Consider the following 24,659-nt stretch of genomic DNA (forward strand, 5'->3'; position numbering starts at 1 on the left):
GGTGCGCCCAGTGCGGCGTCCGACCGCGCGGCAAGTGCACCCGGTCCGGCGTCCGACCGCCCAGCCGGTGCACCTGGTGCGGTGTCCGGTCGCGCGGCCGGTGCGGAGGGCGTTCCCACGGCGCTGGCGGGCCGCACCCGGCGCCTGCGGGCGGGCGCCGTTCCGGTGCCGTAGCCGACCAGGACATTGCCCGACCCTTCGGCCTCGCCCCCCGGCTCGTCCCCCGCCTTACGTCCCGGCGCGTGCCCCGCCTGGTCCGTCGCGCCGGAGTTCCGCCCGGCGTCCGTGACGCCAGCGCCGGGGCCCGCGTCCGGCCGCCCGGAGTCGGCGGCCTCGGCGGCCGCGCCCACCGCGACGGTCAACAGGGGCGCGCCCACGGGGAGTTCCGTGCCCTCCGCGCCGAACCGCGCGGTTACCACGCCCGCGTACGGGCAGGGCACCTCGACCATCGCCTTGGCCGTCTCCACCTCGACCACGGGCTGGTCGACCGCCACCACATCGCCGACCGCCACCAGCCAGCGGACGATCTCGGCCTCGGTGAGGCCCTCACCGAGATCCGGCAGCTTGAACTCCAACACCTGGGCCATCAGCTCTCCGCCTCCCACTGCAACCGCGCCACCGCGTCCAGGATGCGGTCGACTCCCGGAAGATGGTGCCGCTCCAGCATCGGCGGCGGGTAGGGGATGTCGAATCCGGTGACCCGCAGCACCGGCGCCTCCAGGTGATGGAAGCAGCGCTCGGTGACACGGGCCGCGATCTCCCCGCCCGGACCGCCGAAGCCGCCCGACTCGTGTACGACGACCGCGCGTCCCGTCCTGCGCACCGAGGCGCAGACCGTCTCGTCGTCGAACGGCACCAGGGAGCGCAGATCGACGACTTCCAGGTCCCAGCCCTCGGCCTGCGCGGCCTCGGCCGCCTCCAGGCAGACGGGTACGGACGGGCCGTACGTGATGAGGGTCGCGCTGCGTCCAGCGCGCCGCACCACGGCCCGGCCTATCGGGTCAACGGACGGCGGCGCGTCCGGGTTCCAGGAGTCCTTGGACCAGTACAGGCGCTTCGGCTCCAGGAAGACGACCGGGTCATCCGACGCGATGGCGGCCCGCAGCAGCCCGTAGGCGTCGGCGACCGTGGCGGGCGTGACGACATGGAGTCCCGGCGTCGCCATGTAGTACGCCTCGGAGGAGTCGCTGTGGTGCTCGACGCCGCCGATCCCGCCGCCGTAGGGCACCCGGATCGTGATCGGCAACGGCATCGCCCCCCTGGTGCGGTTCCGCATCCGCGACACATGCGAGATCAGCTGCTCGAAGGCGGGGTACGCGAACGCGTCGAACTGCATCTCCACGACCGGCCGCAGCCCGTACATGGCCATGCCGACCGCCGTGCCCAGGATGCCCGCCTCGGCGAGCGGGGTGTCCGTGCAGCGGTCCTCGCCGAACTCCTTGGTCAGCCCGTCGGTGACCCTGAAGACACCGCCGAGCGTGCCCACGTCCTCGCCCATCACATGAACGGCGGGGTCGTCGGCCAGCGCGTCCCGCAGGCCGCGCTGCAGCGCCTGCGCCATCGTGGCGGGTTTGGTGCGGCTCTCGGCCACGGCGGTCATCGCTCGGCCTCCGCGTCCAGTTCGGCGCGCAGCTGTGCGACCTGCTCGCGCAGCTGCGTGGTCTGCTCGGCGTAGACGTGCGTGAACAGATCCATCGGGTTCAGGGTCGGGTCCTCGTTCATCTGGGCGCGCAGCTCCGTGGCGAGCTGTTCGGCGGAGTCCTTCGCGGCCTGTGCCCGGTCGTCGTCGAGCAGGCCGCGGCCGGTCAGCTCCTGCTCGATGAGGGTGATCGGGTCGTGCGCGCGCCAGGCGTCGACCTCGCCGTCGCTCCGGTAGCGGGTGGCGTCGTCGGCGTTCGTGTGGGCTTCGATGCGGTAGGTCACGGCTTCGACGAGGGTCGGGCCGCCGCCTACGCGCGCGCGGTGCACGGCTTCGGCCAGTACCTGGTGGACGGCCGCCGCGTCGTTGCCGTCGACCAGGCGGCCTGGCATGCCGTATCCGACGGCCTTGTGGGCGAGTGACGGCGCGGCGGTCTGCTTGGCGAGCGGCACGGAGATCGCGAAGCCGTTGTTCTGGACCAGGAAGACCACCGGCGCCTGCCATACCGCGGCGAAGTTCAGCGCCTCGTGGAAGTCGCCCTCGCTGGTGCCGCCGTCGCCGACCAGGGCGAGCGCGACCACGTCGTCGCCCTTGAGGCGGGCGGCGTGCGCGAGCCCCACGGCGTGCGGGAGCTGCGTGGCGAGCGGAGTGCACAGGGGTGCTATCCGGTGCTCGTGCGGGTCGTACCCGGTGTGCCAGTCGCCGCGCAGCAGCGAGAGCGCCTGTGCGGGGTCGAGGCCGCGGGTCACGGCGGCGAGGGTGTCGCGGTAGCTGGGGAACAGCCAGTCGCGCTCTTCGAGTGCCAGCGCGGCGGCGACCTGGCAGGCCTCCTGTCCGGTGCTCGACGGGTAGACGGCGAGGCGGCCCTGCTTGGTGAGGGCGGTCGCCTGCGCGTTGTATCTCCGGCCGCGTACCAGCTCCCGGTGCAGCCTCAGCAGCAGCTCGGGGTCGGCGTCGGCCGCGGCCGGCGTGCCCAGGACGCGGTACGGCTCAGTGTCCGGCAGCAGTGGCGCGGGGTCCGTACGGGGCTGCCAGGCGGGCGGCGGGGTGGGCTGGTAGGCCCCTCGCTCCGCCACGACCGTCGTGCTGTGCTTCTTCACCGCGTGCACCTCCTCGTAGGAGCGATCGGGAGAGGCGCGGCGTGTGATGCGCCTCACCTACCGATTGTTCGGTCGTCGGCACATTTTGGCTACAGGCACCGCCAGGCTGTGGACAAACGGTTTTCCACAGCCTGGGATAGGGGCAGTACGTCCATGGTAGAGAGGTGGGGGGACATGGCATCTGAACGAATGGCCGACGACAGCGGCACCACCGCCGCCACGGCGGGTTCCCCCGCCGGTCCCACGGCGGGCTCCGCTCCGTGCTCCGCCGTGGAGCACCCGCCCCGCCAGCTGGACTCCATCGACCGGGACATCCTGCGGATTCTGCAGACGGACGGCCGCGCCTCGATACGCTCCGTGGCCGAGCGGGTCCATGTGTCGCGCGCCAACGCCTACGCGCGCATCAACCGGCTCATCGAGGACGGCGTGATCCGCGGCTTCGGCGCGCGGGTCAACCACGAGCGCGCGGGCCAGGGAGCCTCCGCCTACATCACGCTGAAGATCGTGCAGAACTCCTGGCGCACGGTCCGCGAGCAGCTGCGGGCGCTGCCGGGCGCGGCCCATATCGCGCTGGTCAGCGGCGACTTCGACGTCCTGCTGCTGGTGCACACGCCGGACAACCGGACCCTGCGCGAGCTGGTGCTCACCCGACTGCAGTCGATCCCCGAGGTGCTCAGCACCCGTACGCTGCTGGTCTTCGAGGAGACCGACCTGGACCCCCAGGCCTGACCGCGAGCCTGATTGGGTCCCTGGCTGAGGCCTGGCTCAGGAAGCCGTCCGCAGCCCGCTGAAGGCCAGCTGGACGACGGCGTCGGCGACCTCCTGGTCGTCGGCGCCCTGATGCTCGGGCCGGTACCACTCCGCGATCGAGTTGATCATGCCGAAGAGCAGCCTGGTCGCCAGCCTGACCTCGACGTCCGTCCGCAGGTCGCCGTCCGCGACCGCCGCCTTGAGCAGCTCGGCCACCTGGTGGTCGAACTCGCGGCGGCGCTCCATGGCCCACTTCTCGGTGGCGGTGTTGCCCCGCACCCGCAGCAGCAGGGTGACGTACGGGAGCTCGGCCGTCAGCACCTGGACCATGCGCCGGGTGACGTACTCAAGGCGCTCCACCGCACGCCCCGCACGCGCGCGGTCCTCGTCGAGAATCCCGAAGAGTCCGTCGAGCGCGCGGCTGACGGCGCGGCGCAGCAGCTCCTCCTTGCCCGTGACGTGGTGGTAGATCGAGGACTTGGAGATTCCCGCGGCCTTGGAGAGATGCTCCATCGAGGTGCCGTCGTAGCCGCGCTCGTTGAAGATCTCCACGGCGACGGCGAGAAGCGTCTCGGGGGTGTAGGTGTCGCGTCTGGGGGTGGTCATGCGCCTGACCGATTCTCGTGGAAGCTGGCCTGGCGCTGTAGTGCCAGGGACGGGGCATACCGGCCGCTTAGGTGGCTGAGCTCCATCGTCAGCAGGAGCTCCCCGGCCCAGCTGGGGCCGAGGCCCTGGCCCCACTCCCAGGGTCCGCGGGGATAGTTGACTCCGAGCTTCATGGCCGTGTCGATGTCCTCCGCGCTCGCCACGCCACGACCAACGGCATCGGCGGCGAAGTCGACGAGCATCGCGACGGTCCGCGCCACGATCATGCCCGGCACGTCACCGACGACACTGACCTGCTTGCCAAGCCGCTGGAAGAGTCCGGTAGCGGCCCGCAGATCCCGTGGATCGACATCCGCGCCGGGCGCGAGGGCGATCCGGGTGCAGGTCCGATAGTCCAGGGCGAGATCGAAGTGGATGCACTCGCCGTCCGAGTGGCCGGTGGCGATCGTCCCGTCGGTCAGCGCCAGCGCGGCCCCGTGCGGCAGGGCGAAGCCGTCCGGCTGGTCGGACTCGTGCTCCTGGACCGTGATCCCTGCCTCGGCGAGCATCGCGCGCAGCGGCTCGGCGGGACCCAGGTCCCCCTGGACGCCCACCGTGTCCGGGGCGTCACAGGCGGGTTCCGTTGACGGCTCCGGGCGCTCGGCGCCCGCTTCGTACGCGTACCAGCCGCGCCCCGACTTCCGCCCCAGGCGGCCCGACTCGACCAGCCGACGCTGCGCCAGCGACGGGGTGAACTTCGGGTCCTGGAAGAAGGACTCCCACACCGAGCGGGTGACGGCCTCGTTCACGTCCTGGCCGATCAAGTCGGTCAGCTCGAAAGGACCCATCCGGAAGCCGCCGCACTCGCGCAGCACGGCGTCGATGGTGGCGGGGTCGGCGGCCCGCTCCTCGTACACCCGCAGCGCCTCGGCGTAGAAGGGGCGGGCGACGCGGTTGACGATGAAGCCCGGAGTGTCGGCGCAGCGCACCGGGGTCTTGCCCCAGGCCTGTGCCGTCTCCTGCGCGCGCGTGGCGGCGGACTCGTCCGTGGCGAAGCCGCTGACGACCTCGACGAGGGGGAGGAGCGGCGCGGGGTTGAAGAAGTGCAGCCCGACGAAGCGGCCGGGCTTCCTGAGCGCGCCGCCGATCGCGGTGACGGACAGCGACGAGGTGTTGGTGGCCAGCAGGCAGTCGTCCGACACGACGTCTTCGAGTTCGCCGAAGAGGCGCTGCTTGACGTCCAGCCGCTCCAGGATCGCCTCGACGACGAGTCCGGACCCGGCGAGTTCGGCGAGGCTCTCGGCCGAACCGAGGCGGGCCGTCGCGGCGTCGCGGTCGGCCGCGGTGAGCCTGCCCTTCTCGACGAGCCGGTCCAGGCGGGCTGTGATCGCGTCGGCCGCCGCCTTCGCGCGGCCGGGCGCGGCGTCGTACAGCAGCACGGGATGACCGGCGACGAGTGCGACCTGCGCGATTCCCTGGCCCATGGTGCCGGTGCCCACCACGGAGACGGGGCTGCTGCGGTCAATGGCTGTCATGCTCGCGATCCTTCCGCACGAGTTATCCACAGGTTCGCCCGGCCCCCTTGTCCCGACCGATCGTTCGGTTACTCTAGCTGTGCCAGCCTGTTCCTGCCCAGCTCGCCGACTCACCGTCGAGTCAGCCCTACAAGGAGTTGGTCCTTCCATGGCCGTCGAACTCACCGCGCAGCAGCTGATCGAGAAGCACCGGCCCACTCTCGACCAGGCGCTCGAAACCATCCGCACGCGTGCGTACTGGTCCCCGCACCCCGAGCACCCCAAGGCGTATGGCGAGCACGGCAGCCTGAGCGCGGCGGACGGCAAGGCCGCCTTCGACGCGCTGCTCGGCCAGCGCCTCGACCTGAACCAGCCGGGCACGGACGGCTGGACCGACGGCGAGCTGTCGCCGTACGGCATCGAGCTGGGCGTCCAGTACCCGCACCCGGATGTCGACGTCCTGCTGCCCGCCATGCGCGCGGCGATGCCGTCCTGGCGCGAGGCGGGTGCGGAGCTGCGCGCGATGATCTGTCTGGAGATCCTCGCGCGGATCAGCGCGCGCACCCACGAGTTCGCGCACGCGGTCATGCACACCAGCGGCCAGGCCTTCATGATGGCCTTCCAGGCCGGCGGCCCGCACGCCCAGGACCGCGGCCTGGAAGCGGTGGGGTACGCCTACGTCGAGCAGGTCCGCACGCCGGACACGGCGGACTGGAGCAAGCCCCAGGGCAAGCGCGACCCGCTCAACCTGAGCAAGCGGTACACTCCCGTCCCCCGCGGCATCGCCCTCCTGATCGGCTGCAACACCTTCCCGACGTGGAACGGCTATCCGGGACTCTTCGCCTCCCTGGCCACCGGAAACCCGGTCCTGGTCAAGCCGCACCCGCGCGCCGTGCTGCCGCTGGCGCTGACCGTCCAGGTCGCGCGCGAGGTGCTCGCCGAGGCGGGCTTCGACCCGAACCTGGTGGCGCTCGCCGCCGAGCAGCCCGGCGAGGGCATCGCCAAGACGCTGGCGGTACGCCCCGAAATCAAGATCATCGACTACACGGGGTCGACCGCATTCGGCGACTGGCTGGAGACCCACGCCCGCCAGGCGCAGGTCTACACCGAGAAGGCGGGCGTCAACACCGTCGTCATCGACTCCACCGACGACTACCAGGGCATGCTGGCCAACCTCGCCTTCTCGCTGTCCCTGTACAGCGGCCAGATGTGCACCACCCCGCAGAACCTGCTGATCCCCCGCGACGGCATCACCACGGACGCCGGAGCGAAGTCGTACGACGAGGTGGTCTCCGACCTGGCGGGCGCGGTCTCGGGTCTCCTGGGCGACGACACACGGGCGGGCGCCCTGCTCGGCGCCCTGGTCAACCCCGATGTGCGCACCCGCCTCGACGCGGCGCCCGGATTCGGCGAGGTCGCCCTCGCCTCGCGCGAGGTCGCCAACCCGGACTTCCCGGACGCCGTGGTCCGGACCCCGGTCATCGTCAAGCTCGACGGGGCGCGCAAGTACTGGGAGGCGGCGGACTCCGAGGCGGCCTATCTGAACGAGTGCTTCGGCCCGGTGTCGTTCGCGGTGGCCGTGGACTCGGCCGCGGACGCGGTGGAGCTGCTGCGGCGCACCGTGCGCGACAAGGGAGCGATGACGGTCGGCGCGTACACCACGTCCGATGAGACCGAGCGCGCAGTGGAGGAGGTCTGCCTCGAGGAGTGCGCCCAGCTCTCGCTCAACCTGACCGGCGGGGTGTACGTCAACCAGACCGCGGCCTTCTCGGACTTCCACGGCTCGGGCGGCAACCCCGCGGCGAACGCCGCGCTGTGCGACGGCGCGTTCGTGGCCAACCGGTTCCGGGTGGTGGAGGTGCGCAGAGAGGCGTGAGAACGGTTCCGGGGTCGCGCCTCGCCCAGGGCCCAGAGGGTTCGCCGGGACCTATGCGCCGGGACCTAGGGGAGGCGCGACCCGGCCGACCAGTGGAAGAGGGTCATCCCCACACTCGTCGCCAGGTTGTAGCTGGACACCTGCGGCCGCATCGGCAGCGAGACCAGCGCGTCGGCACGCGCGCGCAGCTCGCCGGAGATCCCGCTGCGCTCCGAGCCGAAGGCCAGCAGCGCGTCGTCGGGCAGGGCGAGGGAGCGGATGTCCTCGCCCTCCGGGTCCAGGGCGTACATCGGCCCGGCGGGCAGTTCGTCCACGGTCAGCCCCTCCACCGCCGTCGCGTAGTGCAGCCCGGCCGCTCCGCGTACGACATTGGGGTGCCAGGGGTCCAGCGTGCCCGTGGTGACCACGCCGGTCGCCCCGAAGCCCGCCGCGAGGCGGATCACGGCGCCCGCGTTGCCGAGGTTGCGCGGGTTGTCGAGGACGACCACCGGCGCCCGGCGTGGGGTACGGGCCAGCGCGGCCAGGTTGGCGGCGCGTTCGGGGCGCACCGCCAGGGCTGCGACCCCGGTCGGGTGCACCCGCGGGACCAGGTCGCGCAGGGCCTCGCGGGAAATCTCGACGGCGCGCGCGGCCAGCGGTCCCGAGACATCCGGGGCGAGTTCGGCCGCCAGGTCCAGGGCGGCCGCCTTGTCGCTGGTGACGACGAGGGGGATACCGGCGTCGAAGCGCAGGGCGTGCTTGACGGCGTGGAAGCCGTCAAGCAGCACACAGGCCGCGCTGAGCTCCCGCCAGCGCCGTACCGCCTCGTCCGTCGCCGCCCGTTCGGAGCCGTCCGCCGTCATGGTCTGAAGCCTACGTGCGCGGGCTCGGCCGGTTCGGGGTCGCGCTTCTCGTCCTCGCCGCGCTGCCGCGGCAGCGGCGTACGGGCCAGCAGCCGTCCGCGGACGCGGGCGACCCGCTCACCGGCCTTCTTCAGGAAGGACGTCGGCAGGAAGACCGCGTCGGCGGCGATCATCGCGAGCGAGAAGAAGGGCAGCCCGAGGACGACGGCGATCACCGCGTGCTCTGTCATCATCACCATGAGCAGCAGGTTCTTGACCCGGCGGTTGAACAGCGTGAAGGGGAAGGCGACCTGGGTGATCACCGTGCCGTAGGTGACCAGGAGCAGCACCGTGCCCTGGGCGGCGAGCAGCTCGGAAAGAGCTGGCCAGGGGGAGAAGTAGTCGAGGTGCAGCGGGTAGTGGACCGCGGTGCCGTCCTGCCACCGGCTGCCCTGGATCTTGTACCAGCCCGCGGTCGCGTAGATCAGACAGGCCTCGGCCATGATCACGACCAGTGCGGCGTTGTGGACGAGGTTGGCGATGACGTCGAGCAGGATGCGCGCCTGGCCGTACGGCCAGTAGCGGCACACCGCCCACCACAGGCCCTGTGACAGCCACAGTCCCCAGAAGAGCACGGCCAGCCAGGGCTTCCCGCCGAGCCGGTCGGTGACCGCCGCCACCAGGAGGACGAGACCGAGCACGGACCACAGGGCGGGGCCCGCCCAGTCGCGCTCCCGTCGCTCCGATCCGTCCTCGCGGGCCTCCGCGCGGGCCACGTGACGCGCCGCGCGGCGGGCGTCCAGCGACCAGACCTGCCCGCAGCGGGTCAGCACCAGATAGATCGCCATCAGGTGGATGACGTTGTCGCCGCCGTCTCCCATGAACACGCTGCGGTTCTGCAACGAGAGCACGCCCACCATGAACAGCACGGACATCGTCCGGGTGCGCCAGCCGACCAGCAGCAAGGCACTGGAGACGATCGCCAGGACGTACACGGCCTCGAACCAGCCGTGGCTGTCGGACCACAGCAGTACGGTGAAGGCCTCGCTGTTCGCGATCAGCCGCTCCGCCATATCCCAGCTCCACGGCCCGTCGGGACCGTAGAGCTCATGGCGGTACGGGATCTCGCGCAACAGGAAGAACAGCCAGGTGGCGGCGAATCCGATGCGGACCACGGCGCTCTGGTACGGGCCGAGCGCGGAGCCGGTGACATGGGCGAGGCCGCGCGCGGCGCGGGCGCTCACTCGGACGAAACGCGTCACCGGGAACGCACCTCCAGGTCACGCGAGGTGACGGGCCACCAGGGGAGCTGACGGTAGACGGGCTTCTTGTCGACTTTCTCGTCACTCCACGACGGCGGCTGCACGCGGGTGGTCTTGGCGCGCAACTGTACGCGCCGGACAGTGCCGTCGGGCCCGTCGTCCGCCAGGCGCTGCACCACGATGCGGCGCAGATAGCGCTCGGAGAGCTCGCCGCGCATGCCGTTCGGGCGGTTCTCGTCGTCGTGCGAGCCCGTGTAGAAGTCCCAGGCGCGGCGCAGCGTGTTCTGCTGGGTGTGGCTGGGCAGCGGATTGCCGCGGATCGCGGCGCCGTCCCGAGCCGAGAGGTCGTACCAGCCGGTCTGCCGGGTGGCGCCGTCGGCGGTACGGATCTGGGCGCGGGCCTGCACCGCCACGTTCTGCTGCAACGGGTTGGGGGCGAACAGCTTCCAGTTCTGCTCGAACTCGGGGTAGATCCAGCGATAGACCACCCGGCCGTGCTGCTGGGTTACGGTGTTCGAGGGCGCGACGTGCAGGAAGACCATCGTGAGATGCACGCAGGCGAGCACGGCGACCAGCGCGAGCACGAGGGCGACCACCACCTGGTACGGGGCGGAGAGCGCGGCGACACCGACGCGGGCACGGGATGCGTCGGACAGCCCCGCCGCGATCGGTCCCGCCGCGGGCGGCCCGGCAGGAGCGGCGGACGGCGCGCCCGCGCTCTTGTCGTACGAGTCCATGACGCCCCGATCCCGTTCCGCCTCGCTGCTCCGCTCCGGAACGGTACTCAGGCGCGGCCTTCTCGCACAGCGTCCGTGAGGTTATCCACAGGGTTGACAGCTTAAGGCCGCCAGACCCACCATTGAAATCGACGAACCGAACGATCGGTCGGTAGGTAGGCTGGTCGTCGGGTCACCATCTCGAACCGAGGGGGCCGTGCATGTCGACGGTGACAACGGACCACACGGCGGCGTTCGACGCCGCGGTGGCCGCCGATGAGCGCATCGAGCCGCGGGACTGGATGCCCGACGCCTACCGCGCGACGCTGGTGCGGCAGATAGCGCAGCACGCCCACTCCGAGATCATCGGCATGCAGCCGGAGGCGAACTGGATCACCCGCGCGCCCTCCCTGCGCCGCAAGGCGATCCTGATGGCCAAGGTCCAGGACGAGGCGGGACACGGGCTGTATCTGTACAGCGCCGCCGAGACCCTCGGCACCAGCAGGGACGAACTGCTCGACAAGCTCCACACCGGCCGCCAGAAGTACTCGTCCATCTTCAACTACCCCACGCTGACCTGGGCGGACGTCGGCGCCATCGGCTGGCTGGTGGACGGCGCCGCGATCACCAACCAGGTGCCGCTGTGCCGCTGCTCCTACGGCCCCTACGCGCGGGCGATGGTGCGGATCTGCAAGGAGGAGTCCTTCCACCAGCGCCAGGGGTACGAGGCGCTGCTCGCCCTGAGCCGCGGCACACCGGCCCAGCACGAGATGGCCCAGGACGCGGTGAACCGCTGGTGGTGGCCGTCCCTGATGATGTTCGGCCCGCCGGACGACGAGTCCTCGCACTCCGAGCAGTCCATGACCTGGAAGATCAAGCGCCACTCCAACGACGAACTGCGCCAGCGCTTCGTGGACATCTGTGTCCCGCAGGCCGAGTCGCTCGGGCTCACCCTGCCCGACCCGGATCTGAAGTGGAACGAGGAGCGCGGCCACCACGACTTCGGCCCGATCGACTGGACCGAGTTCTGGGCGGTACTCAAGGGCAACGGCCCCTGCAACGAACAGCGGATCACCCAGCGCAGACGGGCCCACGACGAGGGCGCCTGGGTGCGGGACGCGGCGGCCGCGTACGCCGCGAAGCACACCCGGCCAGCAGACCGGCCAGCAGACCCCGAGGAAGAGGCGACGGCATGAGCAGCTCCACCGACTGGCCCCTGTGGGAGGTGTTCGTACGCTCGCGCCGCGGGCTCTCGCACACCCACGCCGGAAGCCTGCACGCCCCGGACGCCGAGCTGGCCCTGCGCAACGCCCGCGACCTCTACACCCGGCGCAGCGAGGGCGTCTCCATCTGGGTGGTGCCGTCCACCGCGATCACCGCCTCATCGCCGGACGAGAAGGACCCCTTCTTCGAGCCCGCCGCCGACAAGCCCTACCGCCACCCGACGTTCTATGAGATCCCGGAAGGGGTGAAGCACCTGTGACCGCGCAAGGCCCTGTGACGACTCAGCCCCCGGCCCCCGCCACCACGCGAGGCGACGCACCCCCCGCCGCGCTCGCGCTGGGCGATGACGCGCTGGTGCTCGCCCAGCGGCTGGGCGAGTGGGCCGGACACGCCCCGGCCCTGGAAGAGGACGTCGCCCTGGCCAACATCGCCCTGGACCTGCTGGGCCAGGCACGGGTACTGCTGTCCCTGGTCGGGGACGAGGACGAGCTGGCCTATCTGCGCGAGGAGCGCGCCTTCCGCAATCTGCAGCTGGTCGAGCAGCCGAACGGCGACTTCGCCCACACCATCGCCCGCCAGCTGTACTTCTCCACCTATCAGCGGCTGCTGTACGAGCGGCTGGCGAGCGCACCGGGGCCCCTGGCCCCCCTGGCGGCCAAGGCCGTCAAGGAGGTGACATACCACCAGGACCACGCCGAGCAGTGGACCGTACGCCTCGGCGACGGCACCGACGAGAGCCACGGCAGGATGCAGCGCGCGCTGGAGGCGCTGTGGCGCTTCACCGGCGAGCCGTTCCGGCCGGTCGACGGCCTGGACATCGACTGGCAGGCCCTCGAGGAGGAGTGGCGCTCATCGGTGACCGAGGTCATCACGAGGGCGACCCTGACCGTGCCGGAGGGCCCGCGGAGCGGGGCCTGGTCGGCCGGAGCGGGCCGCGAGGGGCTGCACACCGAGTCCTTCGGCCGGATGCTCGCCGAAATGCAGCATCTGCACCGCAGCCATCCGGGGGCGACATGGTGACTCCGACCTCCGCCTCGGCACCGGCAGCAGCACCGGCACCGGCAGCAGCACCGGCCTCGGCCGCACCGGCGGCCCCGCTCGGGCCCACCGCCTTGGAGGAGCGGCTGAGGGCGCTGGCCGGAGCGGTGCCCGACCCCGAGCTGCCGGTGGTGTCCCTTGAGGAGCTGGGCGTGCTGCGCGGTGTACGGGTGCGCGGTCCGGGCAGCGTGGAGGTCGAACTGACCCCCACCTACACCGGCTGCCCCGCCGTCGAGACGATGGCCGCGGACATCGAGCGGGTACTGCATGAGGACGGCATCGCCGATGTCACGGTCCGCACGGTGCTCGCACCGCCCTGGACGACGGACGACATCTCGCCCGACGGCCGCCGCAAGCTCGCCGAGGCCGGCATCGCGCCACCCCGCCCCCATCCCGCACAGGGGCCGATACCCCTCGCCCTGTCCGTGCGCTGCCCGCACTGCGGTTCGACCGACACCGAGCTGCTGAACCGCTTCTCGTCGACCGCCTGCAAGGCCCTGCGGCGCTGCGTCAGCTGCCGTGAACCCTTCGACCACTTCAAGGAGTTGTGATGGCCGGCACCCCGGCCCGCTTCCACCCTCTGCGGGTCACGGCCCTCGACCAGCTCACGGACGACTCCATCGCCCTGACCCTCGAGGTCCCCGCGGACCTGCGGGCGGAGTACCGCTACGCACCGGGCCAGCACCTCGCGATGCGCCGCGTCGTGGACGGTGCCGAGATCCGGCGCACGTACTCGGTCTGCTCCCCGGTGCTCGCCCCCGAGGGGCCGAGCGCGCTGCGGGTGGGCGTGCGGCTGGTGGAGGGAGGCGCGTTCTCGACGTACGCCCACAAGGAGATCGCCGTCGGCGACGAGCTTGAGGTGATGACTCCGGCCGGACGGTTCACGCTGGAGCCGCGGCCTGGGCACTACGCGGCGGTGGTCGGCGGCAGTGGCATCACACCGGTCCTGTCGATCGTCTCGACCCTGCTGGCGCGGGAACCCGACGCGAACTTCTGCCTGATACGCAGCGACCGCACCACCGCCTCGACGATGTTCCTGGAGGAGGTCGCCGACCTCAAGGACCGCTACCCCGACCGGTTCCAGCTGGTCACGGTGCTCTCCCGCGAGGAGCAGCAGGCGGGCCTGCCGTCCGGGCGGCTCGACGAGGAGCGGCTGACGGCCCTGCTGCCCGAGCTGCTGCCCGTCGAGGAGATCGCCGGGTGGTTCCTGTGCGGGCCCTTCGGCCTGGTACAGGGCGCCGAGCGGGCGCTGCGCGCGCTCGGGGTGCGCCGTGCCGTGATCCACGAGGAGATCTTCCACGTGGACGACGGCGCCGCCCAGGCGCCCCCCGCGGCGGCGCGGGCTCCGGCGCACAGCACGGTGACCGCCACGCTGGACGGCCGTTCGGGCAGCTGGCCCGTGCGGGACGGCGAATCCCTCCTGGAGACGGTCCTGCGCAACCGCGCCGACGCCCCCTACGCGTGCAAGGGCGGGGTGTGCGGAACCTGCCGGGCCTTCCTCGTCAACGGCGAGGTACGGATGGACCGGAACTTCGCGCTGGAGCCCGAGGAGACGGACGCCGGTTATGTGCTGGCCTGCCAGTCCCGCCCGACGACCGAGAAGGTGGAACTCGACTTCGACCGCTGAGATCGGACCACTGAGCCCCGCCTCGCCATTCCCTTCCTGTAGAACATGTTCTATCTTGACGACCCGTCAGATACGCGGACGGACAGCGGCCGGGCAGAGGTACAGACGGGCAGACGGGCAGACGGGCTGGAAGCGGGAGGACAGGCAGTGGACTTCACCTTCACCGAGGAGCAACAGGCGGCTGTCGAGGCGGCCAAGGCGGTCTTCGCCCCGGTAGCACCGGACTCAGTCCCCAGTCCGGCGCTCACCGAGGGAGCCGTGGCCGAGGACTTCGACCGCGCGCTGTGGGCGCGGCTCGCCGACGCGGACCTGCTGAGTCTGCTGCTGATGCCCGAGTACGACGGGGCGGGCCTGGACGCCGTCGCGCTGTGCCTGGTGCTGCGGGAGTCCGCGAGGGTGCTGGCGCGCGTTCCGCTGCTGGAGAGCAGCGCGGGCGCGTACGCCGTACAGACCTTCGGCGGTGCGGAGGTGAAGCGGCGGGTGCTGCCGAGGGTCGCCCGTGGCGAGCTCGTCCTCACCGTCGCGGCGAACGGCCGCACCGGGCACGACGCGGCCGAGCGGTCCGTCACCGCACGGCGGGACGGGGCGTCCTGGGTGCTGGACGGCGTCCAGACGGCCGTGCCCTGGGCGCAGAGCGCCGACCTGCTGGTCGTCCCCGCGCACACGGCCGACGGCCGTACGGTGCTCGCCCTGGTCCCCCGTGTCCGGGAAGGGCTCCGGATCGCCGAGCAGATCTCCACCAGCGGCGAGCGTCTCGGCGAGCTGCGCCTCGACGCCGTACGGATCCCGTCGAGCGAGCTGATCGACGCCGACGGCGCCTGGGAGCGGCTGCACCAGCTGCTCGCCACCGGCACCTGCGCGCTCGCGCTCGGGCTCGGCGAGTCCGTGCTCGCCATGACCGGCGAGTACACCGGCAAGCGGGAGCAGTTCGGCTTCCCGATCGCCACCTTCCAGGCGGTGGCCGTGCAGGCGGCCGACCGCTATGTCGACCTGCGGGCGATGGAGGTCACCCTCTGGCAGGCGGCCTGGCGGATCTCCACCGGCGCGGGCGGCGCGCTGCCCGCGGCCGGAGACATCGCGGTCGCCAAGATCTGGGCGTCCGAGGGGGTGCGTCGCGTCGTCCAGACCGCGCAGCACCTGCATGGCGGCTTCGGCGCCGACGTCGAGTACCCACTGCACCGCTACCACGCCTGGGCCAAACAGCTGGAGCTCTCACTGGGCCCGGCACCGGCCCACGAGGAGGCACTCGGCGACCTGCTCGCCGCCCACCCGCTCGGCTGAGCCGCAGAGGGCGTGTGAACCTCAGACGACGGCGTGGACCTCAGACGACGGCACCGGGCTGGCCCTGGTCGTCCACGACGGGGCGGCCGGACGCCGCCCAGGCCTGCATGCCGCCGTCGACGTTCACGGCGTTCACCCCCTGCTGGATGAGGTACTGCGCGACCTGTGCCGAACGGCCCCCTACCCGGCACAGGACATAGACCGTGCCGTCCTGCGGCACCGCCTCGGTCAGCTCGCCGTACCGGGCCGCGAACTCGCTCATCGGCACATGCAGCGCCCCCGCGGCGTGCCCGGCCCGCCACTCGTCGTCCTCGCGTACGTCCAGCAGGAAGTCACCGTCCGCCAGCGCGTCGACGCCGACCGTGGGCATACCAGATCCAAAAGCCATGCCTCGACGCTACCCGAAAACCCGAAGCGCCCTAAGTGGCGCCCTAAGCGGCGGCCTAAGCGGCCTGAACGCCCTAGGCGACGAGCTCGGCCAGCTCCCGTTCGCGCTCGGCGACCTGGGCGAGCAGCTGCTCGGCGATCTCCTCCAGAAGCCGGTCCGGATCGTCCGGCGCCATCCGCAGCATCGACCCGATCGCGCCCTCCTCCAGCTCCCGCGCGACCACCGTGATCAGCTCCTTGCGCTCGGCCAGCCACTCGAGCCGTGCATAGAGCTCCTCGGTCCTGCTCGGGCCCTGTTCCTCGGCCACCGGCCCGGCGGCCCACTCATCCGACAGCTCGCGCAGCCCCGCCTCGTCGCCCAGCGCGTACGCGGCGTTGACCCGCACGATGAACGCGTCCCGTCGCTCCCGCTCCCGGTCGTCCTGCGCCAGGTCGGGATGGGCCCGGCGGACCAGCTCGCGGAAGAGCCGACGCGCCTCGTCGCTCGGCCGCACCCGCCGCGGGGCGCGCACCGGCAGATCGGTCAGCATCGCCGTGGCCTCGGGCGAGAGACCGTCCGAGTCCATCCAGTCCTCGAAAAGCTCGGCGACGTCCGGCATCGGCAGCACCCTGGCCCGCAGCTCCTGGGCTACCCGCAGATCCTCCGCGTCCCCGGTCCTGGCCGCCCGCGCCTCCGCGATCTGGGCGTCCAGCTCCTCCAGCCGCGCGTACATGGGGCCGAGCTTCTGATGGTGCAGCCGGGAGAAGTTGTCCACCTCGACCCGGAAGGTCTCCATCGCGATCTCGTACTCGATCAGCGCCTGCTCAGCGGCCCGTACGGCCCGCTCCAGCCGCTCTTCGGGCCGCGCGGCCGCCTCCGGGGTCTCGGCGCGCGGCTCGTCCGATGCGGGCGGGCCGGCTTGCGGGGTCGTCACCCGCCCAGCCTAGGCCACCACGACCGGGCCTCTCCAACCCGGAAGCCGCACACGACTGGCGGCCCGTGCGCGCGGCGGGATGATGGAGAGGTTCCCGCGGACGGCGCCATGAAGGGAGCTGAGAGCCAGGTGGACGGTGAGGCCCTCCCGCATGCGCCGCAGGGCAGTGGGCTCCCGTTCACCGACGACACGGCAGGCGCCCTGCTCGCCCCTGACGGGCGGGTCGTCAGCTGGACACCCGCGGCCGCGGCGCTCCTCGCGCTCCCGGCGGACGCCGTACGCGACCGACACGTCAGGGAACTGCTCGCCGACCCGGACAGCTGGCCCGGCCTGCTGGCCGGACGGCGCGCGGGTAGCTGGTCGGGCGAGGCAGTGGTACGCACCGGCCGGGACGAGCCGCTGAGCATCGCCTTCCAAGTCCTCCCCCTCACCACCGCCGAAGCCGCCGCCGAAGCCACCACCACCGAAGCCGCCACCTCCAACGCCCCCGCCGGGCACTTCGTGCTCGGGGTCCCCTCCGGGACGGTCGCCCGGTGGCGGCAGGACCAGGCGTTCACCCGCGAACTGTTCCTCCAGGACCGGATCGGCCTCGCCGTGTTCGACGAGGAGCTGCACCTGGTGCGGACCAACACCCATCTGCTCCCGTACACCGGCCTGCGGCCGGACCTGCGCGGCCGCCGCCTGGGCGAGTTCCTCCAGGCCGAGGACGCCGCCGCCGTCGAACGGCTGCTGCGCGACGTACTCCGGACGGGCCGACCGCTGATCCGCGCGGAGGAGACGGTACGGACCCTCGACGACCCCCGCACCGGAGCGGTGATGGCCATATCGGCGTTCCGGCTCCAGGCCCCCGACGGGCAGGTGTTCGGGGTCACCGCCCTCTTCACCGACATCAGCGAGACTCGCCGCGCCGCCGAGCGCCTGGCGCTGCTGCACCGCGCCACGGCGGCCGTCGGCACCTCCCTCTCGGTCGTCGGCACGAGCGAGGAACTGGCCGCCGTGCTGGTGCCGGGACTGGCCGACTTCGCCGTGGTGGAGATCGCGGAGGCGGTGTTCACCGGCGACGAACCACCCCCCGACCAGAACGGCCGACCGTCACTGCGCCGAACCGCCACAGCCGGAACCCAGACGCCGCCGACGGCCGGTCACACCTCGGACTCGGCGACCGCCCCGCTGCGCGCCAGGGGCATCGTCCTCGGCCGGGTGACCGTACACCGAGGCCCGGACGGGTCCGACTACCGGCAGGCGGACCTGGACCTCCTGCGCGAGATCGCCGCCCGCGCGGGCCTCGCCCTGGACAACGCGCGCCGCTACACCCGTGAGCACCGCTCCGCCGTAGGCCTCCAGCGCAGCCTGCTGCCGCCCGCGCAGGCCGAGACCGCCGCCGTGACCACCACCGGTTTCTATCTGCCCGCCGACACGGCCACCGGCGTCGGCGGCGACTGGTTCGACGTGATCCCGCTGTCCTCCGCCCGCGTCGCCCTGGTCGTCGGGGACGTGGTCGGCCACGGGCTGGGGGCGACCGCCACCATGGGGCGCCTGCGCACCGCCGTACGCACCCTCGCCGACCTCGACCTGGAGCCCGACGAGCTGCTGGTGCACCTCGACGACCTGGTCACCCAGTTCCGCGACGAGCCCAGCGCCCCGACCGACCCGACCGAACCAGTCGACCCAACCGACCCAACCGACCCAACCGACCCAACCGACCCAACCGTCCACCGTCCGTCCGACCCCATCGGCGCCACCTGCCTCTACGCCGTCTACGACCCCGTCTCACGGCGCTGCGCGATGGCCTCCGCCGGACATCCCCCGCCCGCCGTAGCCAGCCCGGACGGAACCGTCGGCTACGCGGCCCTGAATCCGGGCCCGCCGCTGGGCGTCAGCGGCCTGCCCTTCGAGGTGACCGAGGTCGAGCTCGCCCCCGGCAGCGTCCTCGCGCTCTACACCGACGGCCTGGTCGAGGGGCGCGACAGCGACCTCGACCAGGGCATGGCCGAGCTGAGCCGACGCCTGGCCCGCCCCGGCGCCACCGCATCGCCCTTGCGCGAACTCGGCCGGGCCATCGTCTCCGCCCGCCCCGTGCACCAGCTGGCCGACGACGTCACCCTGCTGCTCGCCCGCACCCACGCCGTACGCGCCGAGGACACGGCCGTCTGGCCGGTGGACATCACCCCGGCCGCCGTCGCCCGAGTACGGCGGGAAGCGGCCCGGCAGCTGCTCGCCTGGGGCCTGGAGGAACTCGTCTCCACCACCGAGCTGGTCCTGAGCGAACTGGTCACCAACGCGATCCGGTACGCCGGCGGGCCGGTCCAGGTCCGGCTGATCCGCGCGGGCGAACTGACCTGCGAGGTCTCCGACCCCAGCGCCACCCAGCCCCGGATGCGCCGGGCCCGTCTCACCGACGAGGGCGGCCGCGGCCTCTATCTGGTCGCACAGCTCGCCCAGCGCTGGGGCAGCCGCTACACCCGGCACGGCAAAACGATCTGGGCCGAGCAGCCCCTCCCGAGCACACCCACACAGCACTAGCCCACCGAAAACGGAGAGGGGGAGGAGAGGGAGAAGGGGAGGGAGAGGGACGCGGGGCGAGAGACCGGGTGTCAGCGGCTGGCGAGGGCCAGTTGGCAGCCCAGGCCGACGAAGGCCGCAGCGAAGGTCCGACGCATCCAGGCAAGGACCTTCGGGCGGGAGACGATGTGGTCGCGGACGGCTGCGGCGAAGGCGCCGTAGATCACGAACACCACAAACGTCATGATCATGAAAACGGCCGAGAGCTCGAGCATGTGCGGCAGGGAGTTGGTCCTACCGGCCGGGACGAACTGCGGCAGGAACGCCAAGAAGAACATGGACAGCTTCGGGTTCAGGACGTTGATCAGAATGGCGGTCCACGTGACCTCCGCTGCCGACCTGTCCCTCGCCTGGGTCCCGCCCTCGGCTTCGATCTTCATCGCCCCCTTCTCGCGCAGGGTCTGCCAGGCGAGGAAGAGCAGGTAGCAGACGCCGGCCCACTTGAAGCTCTCGAAGGCCAGCGCGCTGGTGTGAAGAATCGCGGCCAGTCCCGCGATGGCCGCGGCCAGGTGCGGAACGATGCCGAGGGTGCAGCCGAAAGCCGCCACGACTGACATGCGGAACCCACGAGTCAGCCCCATGCCGACGGTGTACACCGCGCCGGTTCCCGGAGAAACCACGATGATGAACGCGGTGATGAAGAACTCAACACTCATGAACGGCCGCTCCCTTGGGGGACGAGCAGTACTCCTGCGTTGTCGACGGCACTACTGTGCCAGGAGCGCTCTCATCGCGGACTCGGCGCCAAGAGCTCCCACCACCTGCCCAGACACGCGAAACGGGCTGGTCAGGAGCAATGCGTGCCCCCTTCGAGCGCGTCGACCTCTGGTCCGGCCCTTCTCCGTCGGCAAGGATCGAAGCAAACCGCTTGCACGGCTGCATCGCGAGCATGGGACCGACATGGTCGATCACACCAGTCACGCCGGGATCATCGCACCGGCCCGGCGTGCCCCCCCCCAGCATCCCTCCCGCCTCAGCGGAACTCGTGGACCACCTGAATCTCGCCGACGATGTGGGCGTTGAAGTCGTCCAGATCCTCGGCCGGAACCCAGAGCTCGAGTATCGTCTGCCCACCGGCCTGCTGGACGGGATACCGGCTCAAGAACTCCGGCTCGACCTCAAAACGAGTCACGAAGCCGGCGCCGTCGTGCTTCACGTTCCAGTCCCGAGCGATCTTGATCGCGTAGTCCTCGTTCAGGACCGGGTAGAAGATCGGCTGCTCAGGCAGCCGGGGCGGCCACGCACGCCAGTTCAGCTCCCGAACCAGATCCAGCTCCTTGGAGCCGGTGGGGCGCCACAGGGTCGTCGTTGCTTGCCGGCTGGTCATGTGCGTCGCTCTCTGAACGTAGGCCGCTGGTACGGCAGGTCGGGAGACCGGACGGTACCCGCACCGCGAACTCAGCAGCTACGCAGTTTCCGCACTCCGGGCAGCTCCGTGACCAGCAGTTACGGGACAGTCCTTCGGCAGAGCTTCACGCGATCACGCCTCCACCGTCGACGAATACGGTGGTACCGGTTGCGTCAAGCGCATCGACAAGGAACCTGGCTCGCACGCGTCCGTCAGCGCACCCCCGTACCTGTTCCTGCCCAAACAGGCCGCCGACGCCGAAGGCACCGCCGAATGATGTGCCCCGCTCACCGCACAAGGTCTGCGGGAACAAGAACGAGACCTGACCCCGGTCACAGCAAGAGCCCGAGACACAACCGAAGATCCCGAACCAACGACTGCCAGCGGCCCTCAAGCCGCTGGCAGCCCTGCGTGACCAACCGCACACTCACGCCTGACCAGCCCAGATCCACCCAGGCATAGCGAAACGGTCGGCATCGTGATCACGATGCCGACCGTTTCGTCGTGGTGCGCGAGGGGGGAGTTGAACCCCCACGCCCTTGCGGGCACTGGAACCTGAATCCAGCGCGTCTGCCTATTCCGCCACCCGCGCATTGGGTGTCGCCGTTCGGTGTCCGCCCCGGCTGGGGGGGGCGAGCGCCTCTCGACATCCAGAAGATTAGCACGTTGCGGAGGGTGGGTTCACATCCGTATCCGCAGGCGGCCGCCACCACGGCCCCGAGCCAAGACCCAGCCAAGACCCAGCCGGGACACGGCCGGGACACGGCCGCGACCCGGTCTCGACCCGACCGGGACCCGGCCGCCCGTGTGGGCAGTCCCTCAGGTGCGGGACACTGGCTTGAGCTCACCTCTACGATCCGCATGAAAACTCCCCCCTGGAGGGCATGTGAGAGGCAACACCCGGCCGCCGGGCACACAAGGGGAACCAGCCGTTTTCCCCACGCGTGGATACGATCAGTAAGCAGTACCAAGGTGACAGCGACGGAGGAGGTGCCCCCATGGGAGTCATGAAGAAGTTCGAGCAGCGACTCGAAGGCCTGGTCAACGGCACCTTCGCCAAGGTGTTCAAGTCCGAGGTCCAGCCGGTCGAGATCGCCGGCGCCCTACAGCGCGAGTGCGACAACAACGCCACGATCTGGAACCGTGAGCGGACCGTCGTCCCCAACGACTTCATCGTCGAGCTGAGCGCACCCGACTACGAGCGCCTCAGCCCCTACTCGGGCCAGCTCGGCGACGAGCTCTCCGGCATGGTCCGCGAGTACGCCAAGCAGCAGCGCTACACCTTCATGGGCCCGATCAAGGTCCATCTGGAGAAGGCCGACGACCTCGACACCGGCCTGTACCGGGTACGCAGCAGGACCCTGGCGTCCAGCACCTCACAGTCACCCCCGCCGTCCGCCGCGCCCACGTCCCCGCCCGCTGCGGGACGCGCCCCGCAGCCGCCCCCTGGCGCGCCTCCCATGCCCCCGACCCCGCCGCCGGGCGGCCGTGCGGCGCCCAGGGCCCCGCACGCGGGGCCGCCGCCGGGCGCCAGTCCCGTGCCAGGCGCCCAGACGCGGCGCTGGATCGAGATCAACGGCACCCGCCATCAGATCTCCCGCCCGACGCTGGTGCTGGGCCGCAGCACCGAAGCCGACGTGCGGATCGACGACCCCGGCGTATCCCGTCGGCACTGCGAGATCCGGACCGGAACGCCCTCGACGATCGCGGACCTCGGGTCTACCAACGGCATCGTGGTAGACGGACAGCACACCACTCGCGCTACGCTCCGCGACGGCTCGCGGATCGTCGTGGGCAACACGACCATCATTTACCGGCAAGCCGAAGGGTGAAGCGGGGGCAATGTCAGAGCTGACCCTGACGGTCATGCGGTTGGGTTTCCTGGCCGTCCTGTGGCTGTTCGTGATCGTGGCCGTACAGGTCATCCGCAGCGACCTGTTCGGCACCCGCGTCACCCAGCGCGCCGGACGCCGCAGCGCGGAGGCACGCCAGTCGCCGGACCGTCAGTCGGCGGCCGCACCGCGCCAGGGCGGGGGCGGTCGGCAGCGCCGGGGCGCCCCGTCCAAGCTGGTCGTCTCCGAGGGCACTCTCGCCGGAACCACGGTGGCGCTCCAGGGCCAGACCATCTCCCTCGGCCGGGCCCACGACTCCACGATCGTGCTGGACGACGACTACGCCTCCAGCAGACACGCCCGGATCTACCCGGACCGCGACGGTCAGTGGATCGTCGAGGACCTCGGGTCCACCAACGGCACGTATCTCGACCGGACCCGACTCACCACGCCGACGCCAGTTCCGCTGGGTGCGCCGATCCGCATCGGCAAGACCGTCATCGAGCTGCGGAAGTAGTACTACGTCATGAACAAGCGCGAGCGGAGCGAGCGAGCCGACGCGGCCCCCACAACGGGCCTGGGCACGCTCCCGACCGGAGGGTGGGCACCGTGCGGATGTACCCGGAGCCGACAGGCGAGGTGCGCATGAGTCTGTCACTGCGCTTCGCCGCCGGATCGCACAAAGGCATGATCCGCGAGGGCAACGAGGACTCCGGCTACGCCGGTCCGCGGCTGCTCGCCATCGCCGACGGCATGGGAGGCCAGGCGGCGGGCGAGGTCGCCAGCTCCGAGGTGATCTCCACCCTCGTCCAGCTCGACGACGACGTTCCCGGCTCCGACCTGCTGACCTCGCTCGGCGACGCGGTGCAGCGCGCCAACGACCAGCTGCGCGTCATGGTCGAGGAGGACCCCCAGCTGGAGGGCATGGGCACCACGCTCACCGCCCTGCTGTGGACCGGCCAGCGGCTCGGCCTGGTGCATGTCGGCGACTCCCGCGCGTACCTGCTGCGGGACGGCGTGCTGACCCAGATCACCCAGGATCACACCTGGGTGCAGCGCCTCGTCGACGAGGGCCGGATCACCGAAGAGGAAGCCACCACGCACCCGCAGCGCTCGCTGCTGATGCGCGCGCTGGGCAGCGCCGACCACGTCGAGGCCGACCTGTCCGTCCGGGAGGTACGGGCCGGGGACCGGTACCTGCTCTGCTCGGACGGCCTGTCCGGCGTGGTCTCGCACCAGACGATGGAGGAGGCGCTCGCCAGCTACCAGGGCCCCGAGGAGACCGTGCAGGAGCTGATCCAGCTCGCGCTGCGCGGCGGCGGCCCGGACAACATCACCGTGATCGTCGCCGACGTCCTGGACATCGACAGCGGCGACACCCTCGCCGGGCAGCTCGTCGACACCCCCGTCGTGGTGGGCGCGGTCGCCGAGAACCCGCTCCCGTCGCACGACAGCGGCGCCATGCAGACGCCCGCGGGCCGCGCGGCCGGTCTCGGCCGCCAGGTGCCCGAGCAGCCCAGCGGCGCCTTCGGCCCGCCGGACAGCGCCGCCCCCGACGCGTACGCCCCTGAGGGCGGCTTCGGCCCGTACTCCGACGAGGACTACGAGGGCCCGCCCGGCGGCCGCAAGTGGCTGAAGAGAACGCTGTACGCGCTGCTGGCGCTCGCGGTGCTCGGCGGCGGCCTGTACGGGGCCCACCGCTGGACCCAGACCCAGTACTACGTGAGCGCCAACGGCGACCACATCGCGCTCTACCGGGGCATCAGCCAGGACCTGGCCTGGGTGTCGCTCTCCGACGTCGAGGAGGACCACCCCGACATCGAGCTGGACTACCTCCCGCAGTACCAGCAGAAGCTGGTCAAGGGCGGCGCGATCGCCGAGGGCGGCCGCAAGGGCGCCGAGGCGAAGATCAAGGAGCTCAGCCTCCAGGCGTCGGCCTGCAAGAAGCACGAGGCCAACGAGAAGGCCGAGCGGGAGAACAACGCCGGCGCCGACGAGGGCGAGGCGGGCGGCTCCGACGGCTTCGGAGCCGGCGACGACGCGAAGAAGGACGCCGAGGACGAGGCGAAGGGCGACGCCGCGCAGGCCCCGTCCCCGACCCCCGCGCCGAGCTCCGCCTTCACCAAGGACGAACAGCCGCTCGTCGCCAACTGCGGTAAGCAATAGGCGCGGGGGGTCTGTCC

Annotated in this window: 24 protein-coding genes and 1 tRNA gene; 12 read left to right on the plus strand and 13 right to left on the minus strand. The window is 71.4% G+C overall.

What is annotated here, in order from left to right:
- The 3 genes from ACX6XY_RS10905 to pdhA form a co-directional block, all read right to left on the minus strand.
- Positions 1–587: biotin/lipoyl-containing protein (locus tag ACX6XY_RS10905; RefSeq protein ID WP_460328690.1), on the minus strand; the 587-nt coding region annotated here is incomplete at its 3' end.
- The gene (locus ACX6XY_RS10910) at positions 587–1,600 is read right to left on the minus strand and encodes an alpha-ketoacid dehydrogenase subunit beta (RefSeq protein WP_460328692.1); all 1,014 of its coding nucleotides are present in this window, start codon (positions 1,598–1,600) and stop codon (positions 587–589) included. The genes ACX6XY_RS10905 and ACX6XY_RS10910, both read right to left, overlap by 1 nt.
- A complete protein-coding gene (gene pdhA / locus ACX6XY_RS10915; protein ID WP_460328863.1) occupies positions 1,597–2,739 on the minus strand; it encodes a pyruvate dehydrogenase (acetyl-transferring) E1 component subunit alpha in 1,143 nt (380 codons plus the stop codon). Before pdhA ends, ACX6XY_RS10910 begins: the two co-directional genes overlap by 4 nt.
- Before the next feature lie 174 nt (positions 2,740–2,913).
- On the opposite strand from pdhA, the gene ACX6XY_RS10920 reads away from it, so the two are divergent.
- Positions 2,914–3,468, plus strand: a complete 555-nt coding sequence (locus ACX6XY_RS10920; protein ID WP_460328694.1) for an Lrp/AsnC family transcriptional regulator — start codon at positions 2,914–2,916, stop codon at positions 3,466–3,468.
- 36 nt (positions 3,469–3,504) lie between these two features.
- Here the strand turns inward: ACX6XY_RS10920 and ACX6XY_RS10925 are convergent, their stop codons facing one another.
- Positions 3,505–4,095: a TetR/AcrR family transcriptional regulator gene (locus ACX6XY_RS10925; protein ID WP_460328696.1), complete on the minus strand. Its 591-nt coding sequence runs from the start codon at positions 4,093–4,095 to the stop codon at positions 3,505–3,507.
- Positions 4,092–5,609 (minus strand): 3-hydroxyacyl-CoA dehydrogenase, encoded by a 1,518-nt coding sequence (locus tag ACX6XY_RS10930; RefSeq protein WP_460328699.1) that lies wholly within the window; start codon positions 5,607–5,609, stop codon positions 4,092–4,094. Before ACX6XY_RS10930 ends, ACX6XY_RS10925 begins: the two co-directional genes overlap by 4 nt.
- A 148-nt stretch (positions 5,610–5,757) precedes the next feature.
- On the opposite strand from ACX6XY_RS10930, the gene paaN reads away from it, so the two are divergent.
- Positions 5,758–7,464, plus strand: a complete 1,707-nt coding sequence (paaN, locus tag ACX6XY_RS10935; RefSeq protein WP_460328700.1) for a phenylacetic acid degradation protein PaaN — start codon at positions 5,758–5,760, stop codon at positions 7,462–7,464.
- Between the two features lie 65 nt (positions 7,465–7,529).
- On the opposite strand, the gene ACX6XY_RS10940 is transcribed toward paaN, so the two are convergent.
- The 3 genes from ACX6XY_RS10940 to ACX6XY_RS10950 are packed head-to-tail and all read right to left on the minus strand — an operon-like array spanning position 7,530 to position 10,284.
- The gene (locus tag ACX6XY_RS10940) at positions 7,530–8,306 is read right to left on the minus strand and encodes a TrmH family RNA methyltransferase (RefSeq protein ID WP_460328702.1); all 777 of its coding nucleotides are present in this window, start codon (positions 8,304–8,306) and stop codon (positions 7,530–7,532) included.
- Positions 8,303–9,547 (minus strand): HTTM domain-containing protein, encoded by a 1,245-nt coding sequence (locus tag ACX6XY_RS10945; RefSeq protein WP_460328704.1) that lies wholly within the window; start codon positions 9,545–9,547, stop codon positions 8,303–8,305. The genes ACX6XY_RS10940 and ACX6XY_RS10945 overlap by 4 nt, the downstream gene beginning before the upstream one ends.
- Positions 9,544–10,284 (minus strand): DUF5819 family protein, encoded by a 741-nt coding sequence (locus ACX6XY_RS10950; protein WP_460328706.1) that lies wholly within the window; start codon positions 10,282–10,284, stop codon positions 9,544–9,546. The genes ACX6XY_RS10945 and ACX6XY_RS10950 overlap by 4 nt, the downstream gene beginning before the upstream one ends.
- 200 nt (positions 10,285–10,484) lie before the next feature.
- Here ACX6XY_RS10950 and paaA point away from each other — a divergent pair, with 200 nt between their 5' ends.
- From paaA to ACX6XY_RS10980, 6 genes are all read left to right on the plus strand, one after another.
- Positions 10,485–11,459: a 1,2-phenylacetyl-CoA epoxidase subunit PaaA gene (gene paaA, locus ACX6XY_RS10955; RefSeq protein WP_460328708.1), complete on the plus strand. Its 975-nt coding sequence runs from the start codon at positions 10,485–10,487 to the stop codon at positions 11,457–11,459.
- Positions 11,456–11,746, plus strand: coding sequence for a 1,2-phenylacetyl-CoA epoxidase subunit PaaB (gene paaB, locus ACX6XY_RS10960; RefSeq protein ID WP_460328710.1), 291 nt, complete (start codon positions 11,456–11,458; stop codon positions 11,744–11,746). The genes paaA and paaB overlap by 4 nt, the downstream gene beginning before the upstream one ends.
- A gap of 14 nt (positions 11,747–11,760) precedes the next feature.
- Complete coding sequence (gene paaC, locus ACX6XY_RS10965; RefSeq protein ID WP_460328711.1) at positions 11,761–12,507, plus strand: 1,2-phenylacetyl-CoA epoxidase subunit PaaC; 747 nt, start codon at positions 11,761–11,763, stop codon at positions 12,505–12,507.
- Positions 12,501–13,076, plus strand: a complete 576-nt coding sequence (paaD, locus tag ACX6XY_RS10970) for a 1,2-phenylacetyl-CoA epoxidase subunit PaaD (protein ID WP_460328714.1) — start codon at positions 12,501–12,503, stop codon at positions 13,074–13,076. The genes paaC and paaD overlap by 7 nt, the downstream gene beginning before the upstream one ends.
- Positions 13,076–14,152, plus strand: a complete 1,077-nt coding sequence (gene paaE, locus ACX6XY_RS10975; RefSeq protein ID WP_460328717.1) for a 1,2-phenylacetyl-CoA epoxidase subunit PaaE — start codon at positions 13,076–13,078, stop codon at positions 14,150–14,152. The genes paaD and paaE overlap by 1 nt, the downstream gene beginning before the upstream one ends.
- Positions 14,153–14,299: 147 nt before the next feature.
- The gene (locus ACX6XY_RS10980; protein WP_460328719.1) at positions 14,300–15,433 is read left to right on the plus strand and encodes an acyl-CoA dehydrogenase family protein; all 1,134 of its coding nucleotides are present in this window, start codon (positions 14,300–14,302) and stop codon (positions 15,431–15,433) included.
- Positions 15,434–15,473: 40 nt separating this feature from the next.
- On the opposite strand, the gene ACX6XY_RS10985 is transcribed toward ACX6XY_RS10980, so the two are convergent.
- Positions 15,474–15,821 carry a rhodanese-like domain-containing protein gene (locus tag ACX6XY_RS10985; protein WP_460328722.1) on the minus strand — a complete coding sequence of 116 codons (348 nt, stop codon included), beginning with the start codon at positions 15,819–15,821 and terminating at the stop codon, positions 15,474–15,476.
- A gap of 73 nt (positions 15,822–15,894) precedes the next feature.
- Entirely contained in the window at positions 15,895–16,734 is an 840-nt protein-coding gene (locus ACX6XY_RS10990; protein ID WP_460328724.1) for a hypothetical protein, read from the minus strand.
- A 108-nt stretch (positions 16,735–16,842) separates the two neighbouring features.
- Here ACX6XY_RS10990 and ACX6XY_RS10995 point away from each other — a divergent pair, with 108 nt between their 5' ends.
- Complete coding sequence (locus ACX6XY_RS10995) at positions 16,843–19,257, plus strand: ATP-binding SpoIIE family protein phosphatase (RefSeq protein WP_460328726.1); 2,415 nt, start codon at positions 16,843–16,845, stop codon at positions 19,255–19,257.
- Between the two features lie 71 nt (positions 19,258–19,328).
- Here the strand turns inward: ACX6XY_RS10995 and ACX6XY_RS11000 are convergent, their stop codons facing one another.
- The 3 genes from ACX6XY_RS11000 to ACX6XY_RS11010 all read right to left on the minus strand — a co-directional run bounded on the left by ACX6XY_RS11000 (position 19,329) and on the right by ACX6XY_RS11010 (position 21,236).
- Positions 19,329–19,952 (minus strand): LysE family translocator, encoded by a 624-nt coding sequence (locus tag ACX6XY_RS11000; RefSeq protein ID WP_460328728.1) that lies wholly within the window; start codon positions 19,950–19,952, stop codon positions 19,329–19,331.
- 317 nt (positions 19,953–20,269) lie between these two features.
- Positions 20,270–20,623, minus strand: coding sequence for a hypothetical protein (locus ACX6XY_RS11005; protein ID WP_460328729.1), 354 nt, complete (start codon positions 20,621–20,623; stop codon positions 20,270–20,272).
- Positions 20,624–21,149: 526 nt separating this feature from the next.
- Positions 21,150–21,236 (minus strand) — tRNA-Leu (locus ACX6XY_RS11010).
- Positions 21,237–21,642: 406 nt separating this feature from the next.
- Between ACX6XY_RS11010 and ACX6XY_RS11015 the strand changes: the two genes are divergently transcribed.
- The 3 genes from ACX6XY_RS11015 (at position 21,643) to ACX6XY_RS11025 (ending at position 24,642) form a co-directional block, all read left to right on the plus strand.
- Complete coding sequence (locus tag ACX6XY_RS11015; protein ID WP_460328731.1) at positions 21,643–22,476, plus strand: FhaA domain-containing protein; 834 nt, start codon at positions 21,643–21,645, stop codon at positions 22,474–22,476.
- A 10-nt stretch (positions 22,477–22,486) separates the two neighbouring features.
- Positions 22,487–22,993: an FHA domain-containing protein FhaB/FipA gene (locus ACX6XY_RS11020; protein WP_460328734.1), complete on the plus strand. Its 507-nt coding sequence runs from the start codon at positions 22,487–22,489 to the stop codon at positions 22,991–22,993.
- A 98-nt stretch (positions 22,994–23,091) separates the two neighbouring features.
- A complete protein-coding gene (locus tag ACX6XY_RS11025; RefSeq protein ID WP_460328865.1) occupies positions 23,092–24,642 on the plus strand; it encodes a Stp1/IreP family PP2C-type Ser/Thr phosphatase in 1,551 nt (516 codons plus the stop codon).
- Positions 24,643–24,659 lie beyond the last annotated feature (17 nt).

The sequence above is a fragment of the Streptomyces sp. O3 genome (assembly GCF_054788135.1).

Bases quoted from the DNA above. Each gene is read 5' to 3' on its own strand.
- ACX6XY_RS10910 (WP_460328692.1), bottom strand. From the start codon at position 1,600: ATGACCGCCGTGGCCGAGAGCCGCACCAAACCCGCCACGATGGCGCAG.
- ACX6XY_RS10920 (WP_460328694.1), top strand. From the start codon at position 2,914: ATGGCATCTGAACGAATGGCCGACGACAGCGGCACCACCGCCGCCACG.
- ACX6XY_RS10925 (WP_460328696.1), bottom strand. From the start codon at position 4,095: ATGACCACCCCCAGACGCGACACCTACACCCCCGAGACGCTTCTCGCC.
- ACX6XY_RS10930 (WP_460328699.1), bottom strand. From the start codon at position 5,609: ATGACAGCCATTGACCGCAGCAGCCCCGTCTCCGTGGTGGGCACCGGC.
- paaN (WP_460328700.1), top strand. From the start codon at position 5,758: ATGGCCGTCGAACTCACCGCGCAGCAGCTGATCGAGAAGCACCGGCCC.
- ACX6XY_RS10940 (WP_460328702.1), bottom strand. From the start codon at position 8,306: ATGACGGCGGACGGCTCCGAACGGGCGGCGACGGACGAGGCGGTACGG.
- ACX6XY_RS10950 (WP_460328706.1), bottom strand. From the start codon at position 10,284: ATGGACTCGTACGACAAGAGCGCGGGCGCGCCGTCCGCCGCTCCTGCC.
- paaA (WP_460328708.1), top strand. From the start codon at position 10,485: ATGTCGACGGTGACAACGGACCACACGGCGGCGTTCGACGCCGCGGTG.
- paaB (WP_460328710.1), top strand. From the start codon at position 11,456: ATGAGCAGCTCCACCGACTGGCCCCTGTGGGAGGTGTTCGTACGCTCG.
- paaD (WP_460328714.1), top strand. From the start codon at position 12,501: ATGGTGACTCCGACCTCCGCCTCGGCACCGGCAGCAGCACCGGCACCG.
- paaE (WP_460328717.1), top strand. From the start codon at position 13,076: ATGGCCGGCACCCCGGCCCGCTTCCACCCTCTGCGGGTCACGGCCCTC.
- ACX6XY_RS10985 (WP_460328722.1), bottom strand. From the start codon at position 15,821: ATGGCTTTTGGATCTGGTATGCCCACGGTCGGCGTCGACGCGCTGGCG.
- ACX6XY_RS10995 (WP_460328726.1), top strand. From the start codon at position 16,843: ATGAAGGGAGCTGAGAGCCAGGTGGACGGTGAGGCCCTCCCGCATGCG.
- ACX6XY_RS11000 (WP_460328728.1), bottom strand. From the start codon at position 19,952: ATGAGTGTTGAGTTCTTCATCACCGCGTTCATCATCGTGGTTTCTCCG.
- ACX6XY_RS11005 (WP_460328729.1), bottom strand. From the start codon at position 20,623: ATGACCAGCCGGCAAGCAACGACGACCCTGTGGCGCCCCACCGGCTCC.
- ACX6XY_RS11015 (WP_460328731.1), top strand. From the start codon at position 21,643: ATGGGAGTCATGAAGAAGTTCGAGCAGCGACTCGAAGGCCTGGTCAAC.
- ACX6XY_RS11020 (WP_460328734.1), top strand. From the start codon at position 22,487: ATGTCAGAGCTGACCCTGACGGTCATGCGGTTGGGTTTCCTGGCCGTC.
- ACX6XY_RS11025 (WP_460328865.1), top strand. From the start codon at position 23,092: ATGTACCCGGAGCCGACAGGCGAGGTGCGCATGAGTCTGTCACTGCGC.